This is a genomic window from Peribacillus muralis (assembly GCF_001645685.2).
Taxonomy (GTDB): domain Bacteria; phylum Bacillota; class Bacilli; order Bacillales; family DSM-1321; genus Peribacillus; species Peribacillus muralis_A.
Map to the genome: position 1 here is coordinate 634675 of NZ_CP017080.1, position 22574 is coordinate 657248.

Consider the following 22574-nt stretch of genomic DNA (forward strand, 5'->3'; position numbering starts at 1 on the left):
AGTATGGATGTCTGAGCGGGGAAAGTTGAAATTAGGAGCGCTTATTCATGGAGTTGGAGGAAGCATATCTGGTTGGAGGCATCCTGACATACAAGCGGATGCCAGTGTCAGTATCGAATTTTATACGGAGCAGGCCCGGAAGGCCGAAGAGGGAAAATTTGATTTATTATTCATCGCTGACGGTTTATATATCAACGAGAAATCAATTCCCCATTTCTTGAATCGATTTGAGCCACTTACCCTGTTGTCCGCACTTGCAGCCGTGACGACAAGGATAGGGCTTGTCGGTACTGTTTCCACTTCGTATAGTGAACCATTTACTGTAGCCCGGCAATTTGCTTCACTTGATCACATCAGTCATGGACGCGGCGGATGGAACCTTGTTACGACACCTCTTGAAAATACTGCCTTGAACTATAACAAAACCATTGAAGAACATCCCGATCATGCCAAACGCTATCGCATTGCTTCGGAATATATCCAGGTCACGAAAGGATTATGGGATTCATGGGAGGATGATGCGTTTATTCGGGATAAGGAGTCGGGTAAGTTTTTTGAGCCTTCAAAAATGCACCAATTAAATCATAAAGGCGAATTTTTCTCTGTACAGGGACCGCTTAACATTGCTCGATCCAAACAGGGGCGTCCGGTCATTTTCCAAGCTGGTTCATCCGAAGACGGCAAAAATCTTGCTGCTAAAGATGCGGATGCAATTTTTACAGGTCACCCAACATTGGAAGAGGCGCAGAAGTTTTATCAAGATGTTAAAAACAGGGCCAGTGCATTTGGGAGAAACCCCGATGATATCGTCATCCTGCCGGGTATCGCCCCAATCATCGGCGCAACTGATGAAGCGGCAGAGAACAAATATCAAGAACTTGCTAATCTTGTTTCCGTAGAGAAGGCGCTCGATTATTTGGGACGGTACTTTGATCATCATGATTTTACGCAATATGATGTGGATGCCCCTTTCCCGGATCTAGGGGACATCGGAAAAAACAGTTTCCGAAGTACGACCGATCGAATTAAACAGGAGGCCAAGGAGAAACATTTGACGCTCCGTCAAGTGGCCCTTAATGAATCTACACCCCGTACTCCCTTTATAGGAACTCCAGAGAAAGTGGCGGATTTGATGCAGCAATGGTTCGAAGAGAAGGGGGCGGACGGATTCATCTTTGCTTCAAGTGTCCCGAACGCTTTGAATGACTTTGTTCTCCATGTGGTTCCCATCCTACAACAAAGGGGGATATATCGTACTGAATATGAAGCAGATACATTAAGGGGCAACCTGGGGCTGCCGTTTCCGGAAAATCGTTATGCGAAAGAAAAAATCAAACAATAATCGAAGGAGGAAGATGATATGGGAGAACAGCTATCTGTCGTCGTTTGGTCAAAACAAGGCTGCCACTATTGCGAGGATGTTAAACAATACTTAAAGGAAAAGGGCATTGCTTATCAAACGGTGGATGTTACCAACCAGGATGAACGGCGCGATATTTTAGAAATCAAATATGGCGTCCGGTATGTGCCCATTATTGAAATCGGGCGGGGGAACGTCTATGAGGCCGTTACAGAAGTCGGCATCACCCATCTTGAAAAAGCACTTGACCGGTACCATCACAAAAATCCAGCATTTTAACCAAAATTCATGAATCAGCAGCAGATAGAAAGGTCTTGAACAGGTGAATGAATAAATCGCGACATAATTCCGACTATTCTTGTTTGGATAATGAACTATGGAGATGGGGATGAATCATGTCACAGCTAATCCGTCTTGCTACTGTTACGGATGCATCTGAAGTGCTGGGGGTCACGCTTAGGGCGTATGAACCGATTAGGGATTTGAATATTAAATTTTTGGCTGCGACGGCTGATTTGCAGTTAGTGACGAATAATATTCGGCGGAATCTCACTTACGTATTAGAACAGGATGGCCAAATTGTATCGACCGTGACCGTTCGCCATCCATGGAATGATCCCGAGCATTTCAGTCCCTACCCCTTCATTTGGTGGTTTGCGGTAGATCCATTATATAAGCAAAAAGGCATCGGATCGGCTTTGTTAACTTGGGTGGAAGAAAATATGCTTCGGGATCAGGTGAAAGCGCCGGCTGTCTATTTGGCGACAGCCGATCGCCACCCTTGGCTTGTATCCATTTATGAAAGAAGAGGCTATGAGATTTTTGCCGAACGAGTTCACGATGGCGAAAAGATTGTCTACCTACGTAAAATTCTAGATGAAACGCTGTACCGCATCAAGAACCATTGGTTAGTCAATAAAAATGTCGGGGGAAATTGAGATGAAAAAAATATTATTTTTGGTGATGGCACTGCTGCTGACTGTTTTAGGAGCTTGCTCTTCGAAAGAAACATCGAGTACAGCAAAATCAAATACTGGGGATACTGGAAATGAAAAGGTTCAGAAAATCATTGTAGGAACAGGCACGCAATTCCCGAACATTTGCTTTTTGGATAAGAACGGTAAACTGACAGGTTATGATGTCGAGTTGGTTCGCCAAATCGATGAAAAGCTGCCGGAATATGAATTTGAATTTAAAACGATGGATTTTTCCAATCTATTATTAAGTTTAGAAACGAATAAAATCGATTTTGTTGCTCATCAAATGGAAGTGAATGACGAACGAAAAAAGAAATTTCTCTTTAATGAGGAACCATACAATGTCTTTCCCCTTCAAGTTACCGTTCATAAGGACAACAATGACATTCATTCCATTAAAGATCTAAAAGGAAAAAAAGCGATAGTGAGTGCAACGAGCAATTCAGCCGTTTTTCTTGAAAAGTACAATAAAGAAAATAATGCCGGCATTGATATCATCTATTCAGGCCAAGGGGCGGATGATACGAAGAATCAAATCAAAACGGGCCGGGCAGATGCTACCATCACGACACCATTTGCAGTCGACTTCTTGAATGAACAAGCAGATGCACAGCAAAAGGTCGTAGGTGAACCGCTGCTTAATTCAAAGGTATACTTTTTGCTAAGAAAGGATGAAACGCCTTTACAGAAAAGAATTGATGAAGCACTTGTGGAGCTGAAAAAGGAAGGCGCAGTGAGCGAGCTTAGTAAAAAGTGGCTGGGTGCTGATTATTCAGTCGGATTTTAATTGAATTGTCGTAAGCGCGGAGGTGCTAAAGCATGGGGAAATCATTCGATCTTTCTTTAATAGTCGATTTCGTACCGACTTTAATCCATTATTTAGGGGTCACGTTACAGATTCTGGCAGCATCGGTTTCATTAGGGATGATCCTTGGGATAGCGGCTGCCATCCTGAGGGTATTCCGTATCCCGATCTTGAATCAATTTGTCATATTGTATATTTCCTTCATTCGGGGAACCCCCATTTTAATCCAACTATTTCTAGTGTTTTATGGGCTTCCTGCAATCCTTTTATTCATTAACATCGATATTTCAAGAATGGAGGCTCTGTATTTTGTCATTATTACTTACGCACTAAGTAGTGGGGCGCATTTTGCGGAGATTTTTCGAGGGGCGATAAAGGCTGTCGATCATGGGCAAACGGAAGCAGCCTATTCAGTGGGGATGAATAATAGCCAAAGTTTTTTTAGGATCGTGCTTCCACAGGCAATAAGGATCGCTTTTCCGAATATCGCTAACGCCATCATCGGATCATTGAAGGATACCTCTCTTGCCTTCACCATCGGTGTGATGGATATGATGGGGAGAGGGGAGACATTGATTGCTGCTACGGCACATGGTCTCGAAGTCTATCTCTCTTTATCCATCATCTATTATGCAGTCGTACTATTGTTCGAGAAGATATTTAGATTGTATGAAAATCGCATCAACCGGCATCAGGCAATCAATGTGTCTGCTACTGGATAATAAAGGAGGAGGGAAGGGTTTGACGATTGATATTCTATTTATCTGGACTGCATTCAAGGAGATTTTGAAGGCACTTCCCACTACGCTTTTCTTGACGATCATTCCTCTTTTTGCAGGTTTTCTAATCGGTCTCGCCGTTGCCTTGATCAGGATTTATAAAGTGAAATATCTAGCTGGAGTGGCAAATGGATATGTATCTTTCTTTAGAGGAACGCCGATCATCATGCACATCATGCTCATTTATTTCGGTTTTCCCCTATTGATCGATCTAATTTCCGCGAAATTCGATTGGGGCATTCAATCTAATTCCATCCCGATCAGTTTATTCGTCTTGACCGCCTTATCGTTGAGTGCGGGTGCTTATTTATCGGAGATATTCAGGTCGGGAATCATCAGTGTCTCAACTGGACAAATGGAGGCAGCGTACTCTGTGGGCATGAATACATTTCAAGCGATGACACGCATCGTTCTGCCTCAGGCAATGGCTCAATCCATTCCGAATTTCACGAATATTTTCATTGGATTTTTGCATACGTCATCGATCGCTTTCATCGTATCTCAAAAGGAAATGACAGGTGCAGCCAATATAGTTGCATCCACCAATTTGAAATTTTTGGAGTCCTTTATCGCTGCTGGTTTCATTTACTGGGGTCTCACAATCATTGCGGAGGGACTTTCGTTTTTGATTGAGAAAAAAGCCACTGCCTATAATCGAGGAGGAGTACAATGATTAATTTAAAAGATATAAAAAAATCATTTAACCGGCAGCCCGTCTTAAAAGGAATCAATTTGAAAGTAGGCAAGGGTGAAGTAGTGACCATTCTTGGACCAAGCGGATCTGGAAAAACAACCTTGCTTAGGTGCTTGAACTTTCTGGATAAACCAGATGAGGGCATCGTTCAAGTGGGAGATGTACAGGTGAAGTCCAAGAAGGCGACCAAAAGGGAAATCTTGTCTCTTAGAAGACAATCGGCGATGGTTTTTCAGCATTATAATTTATTTGCTCATAAAACCGTTTTGGAAAACGTAATGGAAGGGTTAATTGTTACAAAAAAATATAAGAAAGCGGAAGCAAAACGAGAAAGTGAGCTTCTGCTGGAGAAAGTAGGGTTAGGAGATAAGCATAACCATTTCCCTTCGCAATTGTCAGGAGGTCAACAGCAACGTGTTGGAATTGCCAGGGCCCTTGCTTTAAATCCGGAAGTCATCCTATTCGATGAGCCAACATCGGCATTGGACCCCGAGTTGGTCGGGGAGGTGCTTTCGGTAATAAAAACCATTGCACAGGAAGGCATCACGATGGTGATTGTAACCCATGAAATGAGTTTTGCCAGAGAGGTATCCGATCGAGTTCTCTTCATGGACGGCGGGGTCATCGTGGAAGAAGGGTCACCACTTGAAATTTTCAATGCACCAAAAGAAGAGCGGACACGACAATTCTTGAACAGGATATCAAGGGATACTCCCATATCGTATCTAAAAGAAAAAGCCAATTGAAGTTGAAGGAAGGGGGCCAAGGGAAGATGACTCATCCAATCGTAGTCAATGAATTGATTGAAGAAGACAAAGAGAAGGTCCGCCGTTTATTGGTGGAAAGTTATCAACAGTATGAATTTGAATATTCGAACCCGGAAGCTTGGAGAGGATATTTAAATAATATTCAATCATCCTTGGATAATCCACATGTTGATAAGGTATTGGTTGCAAAGTGCCAAGAAGATATCCTTGGTACATTACAGCTTTTTCGGTCATCTGAAAAGGCATATGAAAAGCCTGAACTTGGAATTTCTTCACCAATCATTCGTTTATTGGCCGTTCATCCCCAGTCAAGGGGGCGCGGTATCGCACAGGAATTATTAAAAGCCAGTGTACATTATGCAAAAGCGCAAGGGGCATCCAGTTTGTATCTGCATTCTACTGATAAGATGCATAAAGCGATTAAACTATATGAATGGTTTGGCTTTATACGGGATCAAACGAAGGAATTCCAAAATCATGATATTTTAGTGAAATGCTATCGCTTGGATTTATAGAAGGAGGCGGCTGTATGGGGCGAGAGTTGGAAAACCGTTTAATAGCGATACGGCGTCATTTACATCAATATCCGGAGTTATCCAATGAAGAATTCGAAACGACCAAGTCGATTCAAAAGTGGCTTAGGGAAAAGGATATAGAAATCCGTCAGACAGGATTGAAAACAGGTGTTTTTGCAGATATAAAGGGTGGAAAGCAAGGACCGACAATTGCAATACGGGCGGATATCGATGCTCTCCCGATCGAGGAGAAAACCGGGCTTCCATTTGCTTCAAAAGTAAAAGGAGTGATGCATGCCTGCGGGCACGACTTCCATACCGCAGCTGTCATTGGCGCTGCTTATTTGTTAAAGGAATGTCAATCGGAGCTGGGTGGAACCGTGCGCTTGCTTTTTCAACAAGCAGAAGAATTAGGTGGCGGTGCTGCGCATGTGATAAAGGATGGTCAAATCGATGATGTGGCTGCCATAATCGGATTGCATAATAAACCGGATTTACCTGTCGGGACCATAGGGATAAAAGAAGGAGCGTTAATGGCGGCAGTTGACCGTTTTCAGATTGTGCTTCAAGGCAAGGGCAGTCACGCAGCGATCCCTCAAAGTGGAAATGATCCAATAGCAGCGAGTGCCCAGCTTATTACGGCATTACAAACCATCGTCAGCAGAAATGTATCCCCACTGGAAAGTGCTGTGGTGAGCGTGACGAGGATAACAGGTGGAAGCACGTGGAATGTAATTCCGGGTGAAGTCACACTTGAAGGAACGATCCGGACTTTTGAGTCTGCAATACGGGAGGAAGTAAAGCATAAATTTCATTCGATCGTAAATAATATCGCGGCTGCTTTTTCACAGGAAGCTGTTATTGACTGGTTTCCAGGGCCACCTGCGCTTCACAACCATCCAGCTATTACAGAGATGGCACGAAGTTCCGCTTTGGGGCAAACTTTAGATGTAATCGATCCAGAACCTTCTATGGGTGGGGAAGATTTCGCTTATTACCTTCAACATATTCCCGGTACTTTTGCCTTTTTTGGTACGAACGGAAACGAAGACTGGCATCACCCTGCTTTTACGATTGATGAAAAAGCGATAATGAAAGCCGCCTATTTTTTATCTGAAAGTGTCAAAGATTTATTGAAAAACCATGATAAGTGGTGAGCATGGAATTTATCCCACCTTAGTTAATGGAATGGAGCTTGCGTTTTTATGGAGAGGGTGTCTTGATGAATGGTACTTTGGATTTGAGAATCGACTATAACAGGGCAAAGGAATGAGAGACAAGGAGAAACCCTGTCTCACTATTCCCGTACATACCTTTTTCAAGAACATGCAAGGGGCATTTTGTAAACTGCCTTACATATAAATGATCAGCCTTTTCCTGCTTGGAATCCAGGATATTTCGTCATTCCGCCATCAGCGTATAAGGTCAAGCCCGTTACGTAACTTGATTCAGCTGAGGCTAGCCAAGCAGCACAAGCGGCAATCTGTTCCGGTTTACCGATATATCCCATTGGAATTAAGTCGATGACCTCTTGTTTCGCTTTTGGGTCATTGAACTTTTCGGCATTGATGGGCGTGTCGATTGCGCCAGGGGATATGTTATTGATGCGAATCCCTTTAGGGGCGTACTCAAGTGCAAGGGTTTCGGTCATCATCTTCACTCCGCCTTTACTAGCTGCATAGTGAACAAAATGAGGCCAAGGGATTCGATCATGAACGGAGGACATGTTTATGATATTCCCCTTAATGTCATGGTCTAGCATATAGCTGATCGCTTCCCTGCTTGCCAGGAACATCCCGGTTAGATTTACATCAATGACCCTCTGCCAATCCTCAAGTGTCAATTTTTCACTTGGCACTTCATTTTCAATCCCGGCATTGTTGATCATGATGTCGACTGTGCCGAACGTATCGACCGCGAATGAAAGCAGTTTCTTAATATCCGCTTCCTTTGAAACGTCGCCTTGGATGGCCGCCGCTTTGCCCCCGGCTGCTTCGATCGTTTTGATGATATCCTTATGATCGTCATTTTCAGTGTGATAGTTCAGCACTACATGTGCCTTTTCCTTACCGAACCTTTCGGCCATGGCTTTTCCTAGCCCTTTTGCCGCTCCGGTGATGACGACCACTTTTTTCTCTAAATCTTTATACATGATATATCACTCCTTCAATCATTTTTTTGTAAAGCCGATCATGACGCCGCCAGCAATGACGAGTACACACCCAATGATGACGAGGGTCATTTGCTTTTTCGATTTCTTTTCACCTAAGAGAAAGATGCCTCCTAAAGTCGAAATGACGATCCCCATTTGGGAAAAGGAGAAGGCAATGGCCACACCGACCTTTGGATTAGCAAGCAGAAGGCCGATATTCCCGACAGCCCACATCAGTCCGGTCAGGATATTTCTTCCTGCATATTTATTGAACGGTTTATGCTTGAGGGAAAGCAGCAGGGCAGCGATGAACATGCCGATTGCTTGCGGCAGGATCGCGGACCATCCGTCCACTTCATTCCATCTGACCACGATGACATATGTAACATAACCAGCCGTTGAAATCGCAAGATAAAAAAGCCCTTTTTTCATGCTCCCTTGTTTTTTTTCAGCACCGTCACCATAGCTTGTCAGCAAGACACCCGTAATCAAGCAGATGATGGCAACGATGCCGATGATGATTGTAAGCTTGTCATTCCATTCCCTGAAAATGATAACGGCGAAAAATGTATTTCCTAAAATTTGCAGACCTGTCGAAATGGGAACGGTTTTAGATACCCCAATTTCTTTGACACTATTAAACTGAAATAACTGCCCGAATGCCCACCCTATTCCGGATATGATGCCGACGATCCAGACTAGACTGCTCCATTCAGGGGGATTGACGAAAGACATCACGATAGCGAACAGTAATGAGCCGACTGTAATGCCAAGTGTTTGATTATAGGAACTGCCTCCAAGTTTTTCGGAAACAAGCACCAAGCTGCCCCATGTCAAAGCGGGGAGTAGTGCCAAGAGAATACCTTCCACGAATTTCAACTCCTAAACTGGATAACCCTTTTTTAAATGAATAGCAGATAGTTAGATAGTAAGCTATTGATTGTATATAAAGTTTTCCCTTTACACGGGAAAGAAAACATGGTTTTGATTTACCAATTTGAACGTATTCATCTTTCACTTGGATAGGTTGTAGAGTGTATGCAATGAAATTATGGGTGATTTATGGTACGTTTAACTTAAAAAAGATGGGAGCAATAAGATGACGACACTGAATGAATGGTTTGGAAAAGGTATTCCTGCGGAAGAATTTATTTCTTCCATGAAGGTCCATAAAGAAAGCTTGCAGTCGATTCAAGAACATTTTTCCATTTCTGTGGAAGATGGGGATTTTTTTGATGAGTTGAAAGCGAAAGAGCTTCGCGCTATTGTCATTACTGAAGATTGGTGCGGAGACGCGATGATGAATATACCGATTTTGTTGAATATTGCGGAAGCGGCGAATATCGAAACCCGCATGATTTTACGAGATGAAAACCTTGATCTGATGGATCAATACTTAACGAACGGTACAGCGCGTTCCATTCCCATCTTTATATTCATTGACAAGCATGGCGAGGAAAGAGCTGTATGGGGACCTCGCGCACCTAAAGTGCAGGACTATGTCATGGAGCTGCGTTCAGTTTTGCCAGCTAAGGAAGATGAACGCTTTGAGGCCGAGCAAAAAGAGGTTTTTAAAAAGATCACAAAGGCGTTTTCTGAGGATGGAAGCCTTTGGTCTGAAGTTTACGGCAGCATCAAGGAGACATTGGGAAAAATTGATTGAATTCTCGCAGTAACGGGAATTTCAGGCTGTAGGCAAACTCGATAGTCATTGAGGATGTCTACGGCTTTTTTGCGAAATTCAACCGTTAAATTCGCCTCCACTAGCCTTAAAACTTCAACAAATTTCCATTTTTACGGAAGGCATCATTCCTGCTTTAAACGTAATGAAAAACCAAAAAGGCTTCGGAATGAAACATTCCGAAGCCTTTTTGTCTGGCTTGCGCCGGTGCTTCCAATGACGTTCTTACTGTCATCCCATCATGCTATCGTACCTGACAGCATAGCCTTACCTTACCCTTTTACTACTTCCTGTCCCCGAACATTCCATGTGATCGCAAATACGACTACTGCAAGAACACAAGAAATTGTTATTAATGTAAAGCCTGCATTCCAACCTGCAAAGTCCACTACATATCCCATCATGGCATTTGCTGCTACAGACCCACCTAAATATCCAAACAAGCCAGTCAATCCTGCTGCAGTACCGGCAGCTTTTTTAGGAACTAGATCAAGGGCCTGTAAACCTATTAACATTACAGGTCCATAAATCAAGAAGCCAATCGCAATCAAGGAAATGATATCGACCATTGGGTTCCCTGCGGGATTAAACCAGTAAACCAGGACAGCGATTAAAACACCTAGCATAAAGACAACACCCGCAGGTCCACGACGGCCTTTAAAAACCTTATCCGATATATATCCACATAGCAAAGTTCCGGGGATGCCAGCCCATTCGTACAAGAAATAAGCCATACTTGATTTATCCATATTGAAGCCTTTTTCTTCGCTTAAATAGGTGGGTGCCCAATCAAGTACGCCATAACGGACGAAATAAACAAAGATGTTTGCAATTGCAATCGCCCAGACCCATTTATTATTCAAAACATATTTGAATAAAATTTCCTTTGTTGTCAATTCCGTTTCAAACATTTTTTTCGTTTTATTAGGATAATCATTGCGATATTCTTCAATTGGAGGTAAGCCAACTGATTGGGGTGTATCACGTATTAAGAGAAATGATATGAGTGCAATGGCAATGGCAACTAAAGCAGGTAGTATGAAAATCCCTTCGTAGCCAGCATAAGAAGAACCCATTGATGTAGCAAAGATGGAAACACCCGCAATGGCCAATGGCGCCATTAAACCGCCGCCAACGTTATGGGCAACATTCCATATCGCCGTTTTCCCCCCTCTTTCACTTACACTGTACCAGTGAACAAGTACTCGTCCAGATGGGGGCCAGCCCATTCCTTGAAACCATCCATTAATGAATAACATGATAAACATAATAGCAACCGATGATGTAAAGAAAGGAACGAATCCCATAAGCAGACTAACGATTCCGGCTAGAATCAAACCTGTCGGCAAGAAGTACCTTGCATTACTCCGGTCTGACACGGTGCCCATTACAAACTTACTTATCCCGTATGAAATGGAAATGGCAGACAATGCCAGACCCAGCTGTCCGGTTGTGAATCCTTCTTCCTTTAAATAGGGCATTGCCATGGAAAAGTTTTTGCGAATTAAATAATACGCTGCATAACCAATGAAGATCCCGATGAAAACTTGGAGCCTGAGTTTTTTGTATTCAGAGTCAATTTTTTCCTCAGGTAACCTTTGCACTGGCGGGGCAGGCTTAAACATTTTGAACATTTCAATCCTCCTTAATGAACTTAAGTTATGAACTTGGTTAAGAAACGGCGATAAAACAAAAAAACCCATACCAAATAGCGTACCCTCATTTTGACAGGTCCTATTAAAGCATGGGTCTCCAAATCTCCACCATCGTTAACTTGTAATAAAAATAATAACTTCATATAAAATCGTTGTCAACGTTTTCAAACGTCCTGGGCCGGATATTGTCAGGCGGTAGAATCATCTAGCATAGGTAATGCTAAAAATTCCATGATTGAAATCCATCAGGTATTCTTGCGAATTCAAAGGTTTTTTTAGGGATTATTTATTGCGAAAATATTAAATTCCGATTTTTTTGTCCACACAATATGGACAACGATAAAATTATCGATTATTATGATGGGTATAACTCCTAATACAAAAGGATTCACGTTGATTCTTATTGTGTTTTTGGAGAAGACACATGTATTTTTGAAAAAAATAGTAAAATTCAATATTCTTAAAGGTCCGTTTTTAGAATAAGAGTAAACCATAAAAAAAATCCGCATTTTTTCCAACCAATACTGAGGGGGTATTTGAAATGACTAGTGAATCATTAAATCAATTTTTAACAGATAATTTGAATGATTTAAAAGATAAAGGTCTTTACAACGTTATTGATCCGGTAGAAGGTCCAAACGGTCCGGTAATCACCATCGCAGGCAGAGAGCTGATCAATTTATCATCCAATAACTATTTAGGTTTAGCCACGGATCGACGATTAATCGATGCTTGCATCGAAGCGACGAAGAAGTATGGTGTCGGAGCTGGGGCGGTTCGGACGATCAATGGAACGTTAGATATCCATGTCAAATTGGAAGAAAAGCTGGCGGAATTTAAGCATACGGAAGCGGCCATTGCTTATCAATCTGGATTTAATTGTAATATGGCAGCGATTTCAGGAGTGATGGATAAGAATGATGCCATCCTTTCAGATGAACTGAACCATGCTTCAATCATTGACGGATGCCGTTTGTCCAAAGCGAAAATCATTCCATTCATCCATTCCGATATGGAGGATTTACGATCAAAGGCACGTCAAGCGAAAGAATCGGGATTGTATAACAAGGTCATGGTCATTACGGATGGTGTGTTCTCCATGGATGGAGATATTGCCAAGCTTCCTGAAATTGTGGAGATTGCCGAAGAGTTCGACTTAATTACGTATGTGGATGATGCCCATGGTTCTGGTGTATTGGGAAATGGTGCAGGGACGGTAAAACATTTCGGTTTATCGGATAAAGTCGATTTCCAGATTGGAACACTATCGAAAGCGATTGGTGTTGTTGGAGGTTATGTAGCAGGGAAGAAAGATTTGATTGATTGGTTGAAGGTTAGAAGCCGGCCATTTTTATTTTCGACAGCTGTCACCCCAGGAGCAGTGGCTTCGAGCATAGAAGCGATCGATATTTTGATGAACAGCTCAGAGCTTCAAAATAAGCTGTGGGAAAATAGCGCTTACTTGAAAAAAGGCCTTAAGGAATTAGGGTTTGATATCGGCGAGAGCGAAACACCGATCACTCCTTGCATCATTGGCGATGAAGCGAAAACACAGCAATTCAGCAAGCGGCTGAATGAGGAAGGTGTGTATGCCAAGTCCATCGTATTCCCAACCGTACCAAGGGGAACAGGAAGGGTAAGGAATATGCCGACTGCTGCCCATACAAAAGAGATGCTCGATCGTGCAATAGCGATTTATGAAAAAGTAGGAAAAGAGATGTCAATTATCTAAGGGGATAATTTGCTTGCTGGGAATACATTGGGGAGGGATTTATGATGAAAAAGGTATTAGTTACAGGTGCTTTAGGTCAAATTGGTTCAGAGCTGACGCTGAAAATGAGAGAGATTTACGGAACCGACAATGTCGTGGCAACGGATATCCGAAAGACGGAGAGCGCTGTTGTCCAATCGGGTCCATTTGAGATTTTGGATGTTACGGATGAAAAAGAGATGGTTAACATTGCCAAGAAGCATGAAGTGGATACGATCATTCATCTTGCTGCTTTATTGTCAGCAACAGCTGAGAAGAAGCCGCTGTTAGCCTGGAATCTGAACATGGGTGGATTGGTGAATGCTTTGGAAGCGGCACGGGAGTTGAACTGCCGATTATTTACACCTAGCTCGATCGGCGCGTTCGGTCCAACCACACCTAAAGATGGCACACCGCAAGACACGATACAACGTCCAAATACCATGTATGGAGTGAACAAAGTATCGGGAGAGTTGCTATGTGATTATTACCATCATAAATTTGGCGTTGATACGAGAGGTCTTCGTTTCCCGGGGCTGATCTCGTATGTCACGCCTCCTGGCGGCGGGACCACCGACTATGCGGTTGAAATTTACTATGAAGCGATTAAAAATAGGAAATACACTTCCTACATCGCTAAAGGAACGTATATGGATATGATGTATATGCCTGACGCCTTGGCTGCCATCATGGCATTAATGGAGGCGGATGCATCCAAGCTGAAGCATCGGAATTCTTTCAATGTATCGGCCATGAGCTTTGCCCCGGAACAAATTGCATCCGAGATTAAAAAGCATATTCCTGACTTTATCATGAACTATGAGGTCGATCCCGCAAGACAATCGATAGCCGACAGCTGGCCGAATAGCATCGATTCGACTTGTGCGATGGAAGAGTGGGGATTCAAAGCGGAATACGATCTGGAGAAAATGACGAAGGATATGTTGGTCAAGCTCGGATTGAAATCCTTTTTAGTTACCGCATAATGAACCGAAGCTGAATAAAAGAGTTGCAAGACTCTTTTATTCAGGTTATTTTATTAAGGTCGTTATTTTTTTTAGCGGTGTATGATGCACCTTTTAAATCAGGAAAAAAGTAAGCGCTTTCCATCGATTTGACGTTTTATGCTGATAAATGCGAAAATTCTCATGAATCTTTCTAACTATCTGGGATGCTTGGATATGAAGTGGAAAATGATTTTGAAGCGTGACGGATGCCCGCTCTATCACTACGGTAACATTAGGTTTTGCAGCGAAATTGACTGATTAGCAGTGTAGGGGGAAATGGAATGGCAAACAAAGATTTGAATAGGGACTTGAAGGGCCGTCATATTCAGATGATCGCTTTGGGCGGAACAATTGGCGTTGGTTTATTCATGGGTTCGGCCAGTGCGATCAAATGGACAGGCCCGTCTGTCATGTTAGCTTATGCAATCTCAGGTTTATTCATCTTCTTGATCATGCGTGCAATGGGGGAAATGCTATATCTAGAGCCAAGTACAGGCTCGTTTGCGACATTCGGTTATAAATATATCCATCCATTGGCAGGATATATGACTGCTTGGAGTAACTGGTTCCAATGGGTTGTTGTCGGGATGGCCGAAATAATTGCAGTAGGGACGTACATGCAGTATTGGTTTCCGGATCTTCCAGCGTGGATACCAGGCTTGATTGCAATGGTTATCCTGGGGGCGGCGAACCTCATTTCCGTTAAATCTTTCGGTGAAATCGAGTTTTGGTTTTCATTGGTTAAAATCGTAACGATCGTCTTGATGATCGTTGCAGGATTTGGACTTATTTTCTTCGGCCTCGGTAATGGCGGAGATGCAATAGGGCTATCGAATCTTTGGGAACATGGTGGATGGTTTACAGGCGGTTGGAAAGGATTCTTCTTTGCACTATCACTGGTAGTGGCTGCATATCAAGGTGTGGAACTGATCGGGATTACAGCTGGCGAAGCGAAGGATCCGCAAAAAACGATCACCAAAGCGATCCAAAGTACAATTTGGCGTATTCTAATCTTCTATATAGGTGCCATCTTCGTTATCGTAACCGTTTATCCTTGGGACCAACTAAGTGCAATTGGCAGTCCATTCGTGGCAACCTTTGCGAAAGTCGGTATCACGGCAGCGGCAGGCATCATTAACTTTGTCGTCATCACAGCGGCCATGTCCGGCTGTAATAGCGGAATTTACAGTGCAGGCCGCATGCTTTATACATTAGGAATGAATGGACAAGCACCTAAATCCTTTGCAAAAGTATCGAAAAGCGGTGTTCCTTTATTCGGTACATTCGGTGTAATCATCGGATTGGCAATTGGAGTCGTGTTAAGTTATATTGCACCAAAAAACCTATTCGTATATGTATACAGTGCAAGCGTACTGCCAGGAATGATTCCTTGGTTTGTCATCCTGATAAGCCAAATTAAATTCAGAAAAATCAAAAGAGCCGAAATGGCCAATCACCCATTCAAAATGCCATTTGCACCTGTAACAAACTACTTGACCATCGCCTACTTGATTATGGTATTGGTGGGCATGTGGTTCAATGATGAAACGCGTATTTCACTTATTGCTGGAATTGTCTTTTTAGCAATCGTAGTCATTAGTTTTTATGCTTTTGGAATGGGCAAGCGAGTACCTGTGGATACTCAAACGGCTGAAGAAGAGGATATTAAAGCAGGTTAAATGTAAATGCATGACATAAGAAAAGGGTGCCGCAGATCAAACTCGATCATGATCGAGTTTGATCTGCGGTTTTTTTGCGATATACGAATAGCTAGAGCATTAATCTCCTCGGCTGTAGAATCAAAGTTGATTTAACTACGGTTAGTGAAAAAGTGATCACCGAAAAAAGGAATATATCGACGAAACCGGCAGTTATATCAGCGAAAAAAGAATATATCGACGAAATCAGCAGTTATATCTCCGAAAAAAGGAATATATCGACGAAATCGGCAATTATATCTCCGGTTGAAATTGAAATAAAAAAGTACCGATTTTTTATTCGGTACTTTTTTAATATGAAAATGGAAATCAAGATGTTGTTCCGTGATTCAAAGCCCATAAATCGGCGCAATCAATTAAATAAGAAACATTGCGACTATGGTTGTGACTGCCAAGCCAATTGCCACCGGCAGCAAATTCCGGCGCGCGAGTTCGAAGGGGCTGACATTACATATTGCAGCGGCTGGGATCAGTGCCCATGGAATCAAGGTGCCTCCGCCGACATAAGACATATTATCATTTTGCGGAAACAATGATAATTTCTCGCGCCTTACCAGTTCCGATTTTATATTCATCTTTTGTATCAATAATTAATTGTGAGAACAATGTAGTCATCATTTGCTTTCTTTCATAATCGTTAGCATATTCCCAAAGTGTGTGTATGTTTTCAGAAATATATTTAATTTCATCTACTTTTGAAGGCCCGACCTTTTTAATTGTCTTAAGTTCAGCTAAGATCCGTTTTTCAATTTCTCTAAGGGAATCCGTTTTTTGAATTAATTCATCTATTTCAATAACATCTGCTTCAAACATAGCTTTTTGTTTTTTTAAGAGCTTTTGATTATTTTTAAGTTCAATTTCTAACTGTTTTATTTTTGCTTCGGGAGCATTCGAAATATTAATGTTTCCCTTAATATTTTCAAATAGACCATTTAGGTTATTTAAAACGGTTTTTACAAGGTTATCTTCCTTTATTATATGGCTAGTACATTGTTTTCCTGCCTTTTTCCCGGAACATCTATACGTTTTCCCATTAGGGCTTTTATGTCCGGACATTGAGTGGCCGCAGCGCCCGCATTTTAGAATGGAGGAAAAATAATAATTACTCGTTTCGCGTTTTCCACCGGAACCTCTTCTTTTGTCCAGTGCATCTTGTAATGCCCAAAAATCATCTCTTGGTATTATTCTTTCATGAACGCCTTCGTAAAGAGTTTGTTCCCTGGGAGGCTTCTTATATTGTTTAGGGTTTTCGTTGAAAGTAAGGTATCCTGCATAAATAGGGTTATTAGCTATATCTCTAACTGTATCAACGTGCCAATCGCTACCTTTTCTTGTGCCATATCCACGGGCACTAAGAGTTTTTGCTATAGTATAAAATCCTGAACTTTTACTAAGCTCAAAAATAGTTTTAACGATTGATTCTTCATCTTTATTAATAACCAGTTCTTTATTAATCACCTTATAGCCATAGGGAGTTATTCCGCCTTTCCACTTACCCAATTTCGTCTTTTTTTCCATACCTAATCTAACTCGTTCAGCAAGATTCTCTCTTTCCCATTGAGCTATAGCGGCGACAAGCGTGATGAATAACCTTCCCATAGCATTAGTTGTATCGTAAACCTCAGTTGCACTTTTGAACATGCAATTGTTTTCATCTAATATTTTAAGTATTTCATAAAGGTCCAGTACAGATCTAGTTAGACGATCTAATCTGTAAACCAGTAAGACATCTATACCGCCTTTTTTTATTTGATCCATCATGAAGGTGAATTTAGGGCGATTTAAATCCTTAGCAGAATATCCTTCATCAACTAGGATATCAATAATCCCCCAACCTTGCGAAATACAATAAGCTTCTAGTTTTTCTATTTGGGAAGCAATTGAATAACCGTGCTTTGCTTGTTCATCGGTTGACACTCGGACGTAGATAATACATTTCATAAGAATATATCCTCCAATTGGGAATCTACGCTAAACCTCTTTTAATTATATTCAAAGGATTTAAATGAATAATAATCTCTTCATGAAAAATATAATCGCCATATTTTTCAATATATCTGTCTAAAGCTTCTTGTAAAAATTCCTCAGTCACATTTAAGTAGTCAGCTACTTCAAATCGATTAGTACAACCATAGTGATATGCTTCAATAAAGCATGAAAGTGGAAGCAATTTATTATGTGCCCAACTTCTCGCAATTTTTTCTTGTTTAACATTAGCAACTTTCCCTTGATCTAAAATATTGCCTACAGTTTTGAAGTGATGGCCTAATTCTTCAGCGAGAATACATCCTTTTTCAATAGTTGACAATCGTTTTTCAATAATGATATTCCCATTCATGTACAATCCTTTAAATCCGAATTCCAGAATCTTTTCTTTAATGGTTACATCACGATAATCCTCAAGTAAATTATTATAGTGCATCGGCTGCACCTCTCTCTCTATCTATAGCTGTTATTTATCATCCTGGAATATAAAGTCTATGTATTTTAAGATATCTTTCATTTTCTCTTCAGTTATTTCTTTTTCGTCAAGGTGAGCTGCAATAGTCTCAATAGCTTTGCTTTTCTTTTTGATATCTCTAGAAGACCCGTCTTCTAATCCCATAATGTAATCAGGCGAAGCATCAAAGAAATCAGCAAAAATACGAACTACATCCATTTTTGGTTCAGCTAAATTATTTTCGTACCTAGAAATCATACTTTTACTTATTTTTGTTTCATATTTGTCATTAATTTGTCTTGCTAACTGATCAATACTTAAATTTTTTGAGGTACGTAAGTTTTTTAGAATAGACCCAAAAGAATACATAAGCTTTTTTCTCCCTTACCATATTATTCATATCTAATATACTATATCATTCGTTCCTTCAATGCAATATAATCTACTGAATTCGTTCCTGAAAAGGAATATAATTTATTGACATCTAAATTTTAATGACCTATACTAAAAATGTTCCTAAAAAGGAACGGTGTGAAGCGAGGTGAAATAATGGCTAACATCAACGAAAGTATTTCTCGTCGCCATCAGCCTTACAGAAAAATTAAGGCTTACTTAGTGGAAAATAACATTTCACAAAAAGATTTGGGCGCAATACTTCAGAAAAGCCAAAGTGCTATAAATCAAAAGCTTAACGGAACCGGAGGTGACTTCTCTTTACAAGAAGCAAGGTTAATGTCCGAAAAATTAGGTATTCCGAGTGCTTATTTTTTTTGAGGTCATTGTTCCTTTATAGGAACAAACGAAAAATTAAAAAGCAGATTTGTCCCACTGTTTTCACAGCATATGCTGTAGAGAGGTGAAATTATATGACGCTAGATAATTTCAAAATAACTAAAGAACAGGTCCTTACATTAAAGCCGATTATTGAAAGTATCCTTTCTAGAAAATATGGGAAGGAGATAAAATTCTCTGATTTAACTATTGGAAAAGTCACGATAGACAATAAAAGGGAGGTTTTTTAATGGGCATAGTCATGGTTTACGGTTTCGTTGAGGCACTGCTGTTTTTAGGTGGATGCATGTGCGGCAGCTCATTGACCGCAGGGAGATTGAAGGGAGGTGAGAAAGATGAAAATCAGATCCAAGGAATGGTTAGCAATGACTGAGTTAGACCGTTACATAGAAATTTATCGGGCTTATGTAAGAAGCCAAAAATAAGAGGAGGTGAAAGCTGTGGAAAGAACAATCAAGTCATTAGAAGTAATTGCTGAAGCAACCAAGCCATTTATTTATACATTCGAAGTCGGCAAAGAATTCGGCGGACAAGCTGTGGATGACATTATCGAGCATGATGGAGTATTTAAATTGTTTAACCGCAAGGACGAGCTTATCACAGAAATACAATTGCCTGTAGTCGGTGTGAAGTACGAATATCCAGTTAGTGAGGTGCTGTAAATGCAAGTAATCTTTAAAACATTAATCCTTAACAATTTTAAATCCCACCGTGATATCACTGTTAACTTTGGCGAGAGAACAGATATCACGGGGGACAATGCAGAGGGGAAGTCCACAATTTGTGAAGCTCCCACATATGTATTGTACGGCACAGATGCTCTAGGTAGCAAATTAGATCCTACACCGATTACTTACGAAGCAGAAGAGATAAAGGTTTCACTTTTGTTAGAAGTTGATGGAAAAGAATTAATGCTAGGGCGCAGCCTTAAGAAAAACAAGACTATCTATTATGTGAATGAAGTTCCTTCAAAGGCTGGGGAGTTCAATGAAGTAGTTGAAAAACTATTTGATAAGGATCTGTTTCTTTCTTTGTTCAATCCGAGTTACTTTCCATCTATGCATTGGGAAAAACAACGTTCCATGCTTTTGCAGTATGTCACTTCTCCAATAAATAAAGATGTTATAAAGCATATGCCGGACGAGCAAAACAAATGCCTAGCTGCCTTATTTAAAAAACATAATTTAGAAGATATTAAAAAAATACATGCAGAAAACAAAAATACATTAGAGAAGAAATATATCGCAGCTCAAAGTAGGACAAAGACTTTGCAGGAGCGGCTTGAACAAATAAATATTTCTAATGTCCCACTAGAGTCTTTAAAAGCAGAACTGGCTCAAATCGACAAGCAAGTTAGGGAGAAAGAAAGTTTGCTAGATAAAGCCTGGGAAAAGAACCAGGCCTATAATTCTCTTCAAGCAAAAATTCGAAACATACAAGATCAGGTCGAAATGTCAAAAGAACATTGGCCGTTACTTAAAAACGAAGAAATTGAAGATAGTTGCAGAACCTGTAAACGGCCATTAGATGAAGAATCCGTAACTACTGTAAAGAAAGATAAAGAAATCCGTATTGAAAATTATAAGGCTAATCATGAAAAGCTACTGAAAGAACGTGCTGGCCTTAAGGCCCAACTTGAAGAAATGGAATTCATTGACGTTACAGAATTACGAAATGAAATTCGTGAACTTGATCCTCAGGGGACACCATTACGAGAAGCGATAAGAATCCATGGTGAATTTGGGCGGCTGCAGGAACAAGTAAAACAGGCACAGACTGATGAAAACGAAACACTTCATTCCCTGAATGAGTCGATTTTCATTCTGGATTGTGTAAAGGCATTCAAGGCCAAGGAGGCCGAACTTCAAGGTGAAAAGGTACAAGCACTTTTCGAAACATTATCCGTCCGTCTCTTTGAAGAACAAAGAAATGGTGAGTTAAAGAACACATTTGAAATTGAGCTTGATAAGAAGCCATATCGCAAGCTTTCAACGGCAGAAGGTATAAGGGCAGGGTTGGAGCTTAGGGATGTTCTTTCCCAGCAAAGTGACCTAATAACACCTGTTTTTGTGGATAACGCTGAATCAATTACAAGCTTTAAGCAGCCTGTTGGCCAGTTGATTGTTTCAAGGGTAGTTGCAGGTCAGAAGTTAAAAATTGAAGGGGTGGATGCTGAATGAAATCAGGTAAAAGACCCACTTTAAACCAACGAAAATCCATGGAATGGGCAGGGGTCAAAGACACTAATCAATGGTTAATCGTAAAGAACCTCCCTGGAGAATTGCACATTGTCCACCGTCTTACAGGTCAAATCAGGGAGTTGCCAAATGGCTGACTTAGAACATCCAATTGTTACCGAAGTCAATAAAACCGGCTATGCAAATCTTGTTGCGCAGCCGGAACACTTCGGCACTGATTATTTTGGAAATGAAGTCCTTATTGGTGACTCAGTTGTCCTTGATCCTAGCAACGGTGAGATGGTTCTGGAAGATAGTTTGGAAGATTATCTAATTGAGGTTAAAGGATTTCAATTTAAAACTGCAGATTAATAGGAGGAACTAAAAACATGGCAAACAATAATTCAATCGTTCAATATACACCGGAAATTAACGAAGCATTCAAACCGGAAGTGCTGCAGGTCATTCGTAATTCAATTGCTCCAACAGCCAATGATCAAGAATTTCTTTTATTCGCTCATAAGGCTGCAAGTTATGGCCTTGATCCATTCAAAAATGAAATCTTTTTCATCAAGTACGGCAATACAGCCCGCATCCAATTTGCTGCCGAAGCGTACCTTTCAAAAGCCAGGGAGCAAGAAGGGTTCCAGCCACCCGATACTCAAATGGTTTGCGAAAATGATGAATTCAAAGTTGCTAAGAATTCCGAAACCAAAGAACTTGAAGTGGTTACTCATGAAATCGGATTTCCTCGCGGGGAAATTATTGGGGCCTACTCAATATCTTACCGTGAAGGGCAACGTCCGGTAACGGTCATTATGGATCGTGCTGAAATTGAGCATATGTTTAAAGGCCAAAATAAAGATAACTGGCAGAAGTGGACAGCTGACATGTTCGGAAAACATGTGCAGCAGCGGGCGTTAAAAAAGCAGTACGGCTTAGAGTTTGGAGACGAGGATATTCCTCAGCCTGCAGGAGATGCGGTCCCTGAATACAAGCCAAAAGAGCGTAAAGACATCACTCCAAACCAGGAAGTTATCGATAATCCCAAAAAACCAAGTAAGCCAAAGAACGAAGATATGGATGCCATCGATGAAGCTAAAACAGAAATGGTAAAGAAGTTTGAAAGGCTCGGTATTCCTAAAGGTAAAGCTCGAACTGAGTACATTGAAAAGAACGCTCGGGACATTAAGGGAGAGCCCACCTTGCCGCAACTTCTCGGATTACTTGAATTAATGGACATGCACATCGATATGCAGGATGCACAGCATGCTGATGCTGACGAATTGGAATGAGGTGCATGGG

26 protein-coding genes are annotated in these 22574 nt (G+C 41.2%); 20 read left to right on the top strand and 6 right to left on the bottom strand.

From position 1 onward, the window contains the following. Positions 1-7: 7 nt before the first annotated feature. The 9 genes from ABE28_RS02990 to ABE28_RS03030 all read left to right on the top strand — a co-directional run bounded on the left by ABE28_RS02990 (position 8) and on the right by ABE28_RS03030 (position 7054). Complete coding sequence (locus ABE28_RS02990) at positions 8-1342, top strand: LLM class flavin-dependent oxidoreductase (protein ID WP_064464029.1); 1335 nt, start codon at positions 8-10, stop codon at positions 1340-1342. Positions 1343-1360: 18 nt separating this feature from the next. Beyond that, a complete protein-coding gene (locus tag ABE28_RS02995; protein WP_064464027.1) occupies positions 1361-1639 on the top strand; it encodes a glutaredoxin family protein in 279 nt (92 codons plus the stop codon). Between the two features lie 116 nt (positions 1640-1755). After that, positions 1756-2298 carry a GNAT family N-acetyltransferase gene (locus ABE28_RS03000; protein WP_064464026.1) on the top strand — a complete coding sequence of 181 codons (543 nt, stop codon included), beginning with the start codon at positions 1756-1758 and terminating at the stop codon, positions 2296-2298. Between the two features lies 1 nt (position 2299). Then, positions 2300-3124 carry a transporter substrate-binding domain-containing protein gene (locus tag ABE28_RS03005; RefSeq protein ID WP_064464024.1) on the top strand — a complete coding sequence of 275 codons (825 nt, stop codon included), beginning with the start codon at positions 2300-2302 and terminating at the stop codon, positions 3122-3124. A gap of 32 nt (positions 3125-3156) precedes the next feature. Next, a complete protein-coding gene (locus tag ABE28_RS03010) occupies positions 3157-3864 on the top strand; it encodes an amino acid ABC transporter permease (protein ID WP_064464022.1) in 708 nt (235 codons plus the stop codon). A 19-nt stretch (positions 3865-3883) separates the two neighbouring features. Beyond that, a complete protein-coding gene (locus tag ABE28_RS03015; protein WP_064464020.1) occupies positions 3884-4594 on the top strand; it encodes an amino acid ABC transporter permease in 711 nt (236 codons plus the stop codon). Further along, positions 4591-5361: an amino acid ABC transporter ATP-binding protein gene (locus ABE28_RS03020; RefSeq protein WP_064464019.1), complete on the top strand. Its 771-nt coding sequence runs from the start codon at positions 4591-4593 to the stop codon at positions 5359-5361. Before ABE28_RS03015 ends, ABE28_RS03020 begins: the two co-directional genes overlap by 4 nt. Before the next feature lie 26 nt (positions 5362-5387). Next, positions 5388-5897, top strand: a complete 510-nt coding sequence (locus ABE28_RS03025) for a GNAT family N-acetyltransferase (RefSeq protein ID WP_064464017.1) — start codon at positions 5388-5390, stop codon at positions 5895-5897. Between the two features lie 14 nt (positions 5898-5911). Continuing rightward, positions 5912-7054, top strand: a complete 1143-nt coding sequence (locus ABE28_RS03030) for an amidohydrolase (RefSeq protein WP_064464015.1) — start codon at positions 5912-5914, stop codon at positions 7052-7054. Between the two features lie 209 nt (positions 7055-7263). Here ABE28_RS03030 and ABE28_RS03035 read toward each other — a convergent pair whose 3' ends face one another. Beyond that, positions 7264-8049, bottom strand: a complete 786-nt coding sequence (locus tag ABE28_RS03035) for a glucose-1-dehydrogenase (protein WP_064464013.1) — start codon at positions 8047-8049, stop codon at positions 7264-7266. Positions 8050-8067: 18 nt separating this feature from the next. After that, entirely contained in the window at positions 8068-8919 is an 852-nt protein-coding gene (locus ABE28_RS03040) for a GRP family sugar transporter (RefSeq protein WP_064464011.1), read from the bottom strand. A 229-nt stretch (positions 8920-9148) separates the two neighbouring features. Between ABE28_RS03040 and ABE28_RS03045 the strand changes: the two genes are divergently transcribed. Next, positions 9149-9712: a thioredoxin family protein gene (locus tag ABE28_RS03045; RefSeq protein WP_064464009.1), complete on the top strand. Its 564-nt coding sequence runs from the start codon at positions 9149-9151 to the stop codon at positions 9710-9712. Positions 9713-10002: 290 nt separating this feature from the next. Here ABE28_RS03045 and glpT read toward each other — a convergent pair whose 3' ends face one another. Then, positions 10003-11364: a glycerol-3-phosphate transporter gene (gene glpT, locus ABE28_RS03050; protein WP_064464007.1), complete on the bottom strand. Its 1362-nt coding sequence runs from the start codon at positions 11362-11364 to the stop codon at positions 10003-10005. A gap of 562 nt (positions 11365-11926) precedes the next feature. On the opposite strand from glpT, the gene ABE28_RS03055 reads away from it, so the two are divergent. The 3 genes from ABE28_RS03055 to ABE28_RS03065 all read left to right on the top strand — a co-directional run bounded on the left by ABE28_RS03055 (position 11927) and on the right by ABE28_RS03065 (position 15821). Then, positions 11927-13117 carry a glycine C-acetyltransferase gene (locus ABE28_RS03055; RefSeq protein WP_064464005.1) on the top strand — a complete coding sequence of 397 codons (1191 nt, stop codon included), beginning with the start codon at positions 11927-11929 and terminating at the stop codon, positions 13115-13117. A gap of 44 nt (positions 13118-13161) precedes the next feature. Further along, positions 13162-14121 carry an L-threonine 3-dehydrogenase gene (locus ABE28_RS03060; RefSeq protein ID WP_064464003.1) on the top strand — a complete coding sequence of 320 codons (960 nt, stop codon included), beginning with the start codon at positions 13162-13164 and terminating at the stop codon, positions 14119-14121. Between the two features lie 302 nt (positions 14122-14423). Then, on the top strand, positions 14424-15821 hold the full coding sequence (locus ABE28_RS03065; RefSeq protein ID WP_064464001.1) for an amino acid permease: 1398 nt from the start codon (positions 14424-14426) through the stop codon (positions 15819-15821). Between the two features lie 555 nt (positions 15822-16376). On the opposite strand, the gene ABE28_RS03075 is transcribed toward ABE28_RS03065, so the two are convergent. From ABE28_RS03075 to ABE28_RS03085, 3 genes are read right to left on the bottom strand one after another with little or no spacing between them, the layout of a single operon-like run. Next, on the bottom strand, positions 16377-17801 hold the full coding sequence (locus ABE28_RS03075; RefSeq protein ID WP_064463997.1) for a recombinase family protein: 1425 nt from the start codon (positions 17799-17801) through the stop codon (positions 16377-16379). Between the two features lie 25 nt (positions 17802-17826). Beyond that, positions 17827-18282 (bottom strand): ImmA/IrrE family metallo-endopeptidase, encoded by a 456-nt coding sequence (locus ABE28_RS03080; RefSeq protein WP_064463995.1) that lies wholly within the window; start codon positions 18280-18282, stop codon positions 17827-17829. Positions 18283-18312: 30 nt separating this feature from the next. Continuing rightward, on the bottom strand, positions 18313-18669 hold the full coding sequence (locus tag ABE28_RS03085; protein ID WP_064463993.1) for a helix-turn-helix domain-containing protein: 357 nt from the start codon (positions 18667-18669) through the stop codon (positions 18313-18315). Positions 18670-18849: 180 nt separating this feature from the next. Here ABE28_RS03085 and ABE28_RS03090 point away from each other — a divergent pair, with 180 nt between their 5' ends. The 7 genes from ABE28_RS03090 (at position 18850) to ABE28_RS03110 (ending at position 22564) form a co-directional block, all read left to right on the top strand. After that, positions 18850-19074, top strand: a complete 225-nt coding sequence (locus ABE28_RS03090) for a helix-turn-helix domain-containing protein (protein WP_064463991.1) — start codon at positions 18850-18852, stop codon at positions 19072-19074. A gap of 247 nt (positions 19075-19321) precedes the next feature. Further along, a complete protein-coding gene (locus tag ABE28_RS24825) occupies positions 19322-19465 on the top strand; it encodes a hypothetical protein (RefSeq protein WP_156775671.1) in 144 nt (47 codons plus the stop codon). 67 nt (positions 19466-19532) lie between these two features. Beyond that, positions 19533-19754, top strand: coding sequence for a hypothetical protein (locus ABE28_RS03095; RefSeq protein ID WP_064463989.1), 222 nt, complete (start codon positions 19533-19535; stop codon positions 19752-19754). Next, positions 19755-21272: an AAA family ATPase gene (locus tag ABE28_RS03100; RefSeq protein WP_064463987.1), complete on the top strand. Its 1518-nt coding sequence runs from the start codon at positions 19755-19757 to the stop codon at positions 21270-21272. Further along, positions 21269-21427 (top strand): DUF6906 family protein, encoded by a 159-nt coding sequence (locus ABE28_RS25405; RefSeq protein WP_167353376.1) that lies wholly within the window; start codon positions 21269-21271, stop codon positions 21425-21427. The genes ABE28_RS03100 and ABE28_RS25405 overlap by 4 nt, the downstream gene beginning before the upstream one ends. Continuing rightward, complete coding sequence (locus tag ABE28_RS03105; RefSeq protein ID WP_064463985.1) at positions 21420-21641, top strand: YqaI family protein; 222 nt, start codon at positions 21420-21422, stop codon at positions 21639-21641. The genes ABE28_RS25405 and ABE28_RS03105 overlap by 8 nt, the downstream gene beginning before the upstream one ends. Positions 21642-21658: 17 nt before the next feature. Continuing rightward, positions 21659-22564, top strand: coding sequence for a RecT family recombinase (locus ABE28_RS03110; protein ID WP_064463983.1), 906 nt, complete (start codon positions 21659-21661; stop codon positions 22562-22564). The last annotated feature ends 10 nt before the right edge of the window (positions 22565-22574 follow it).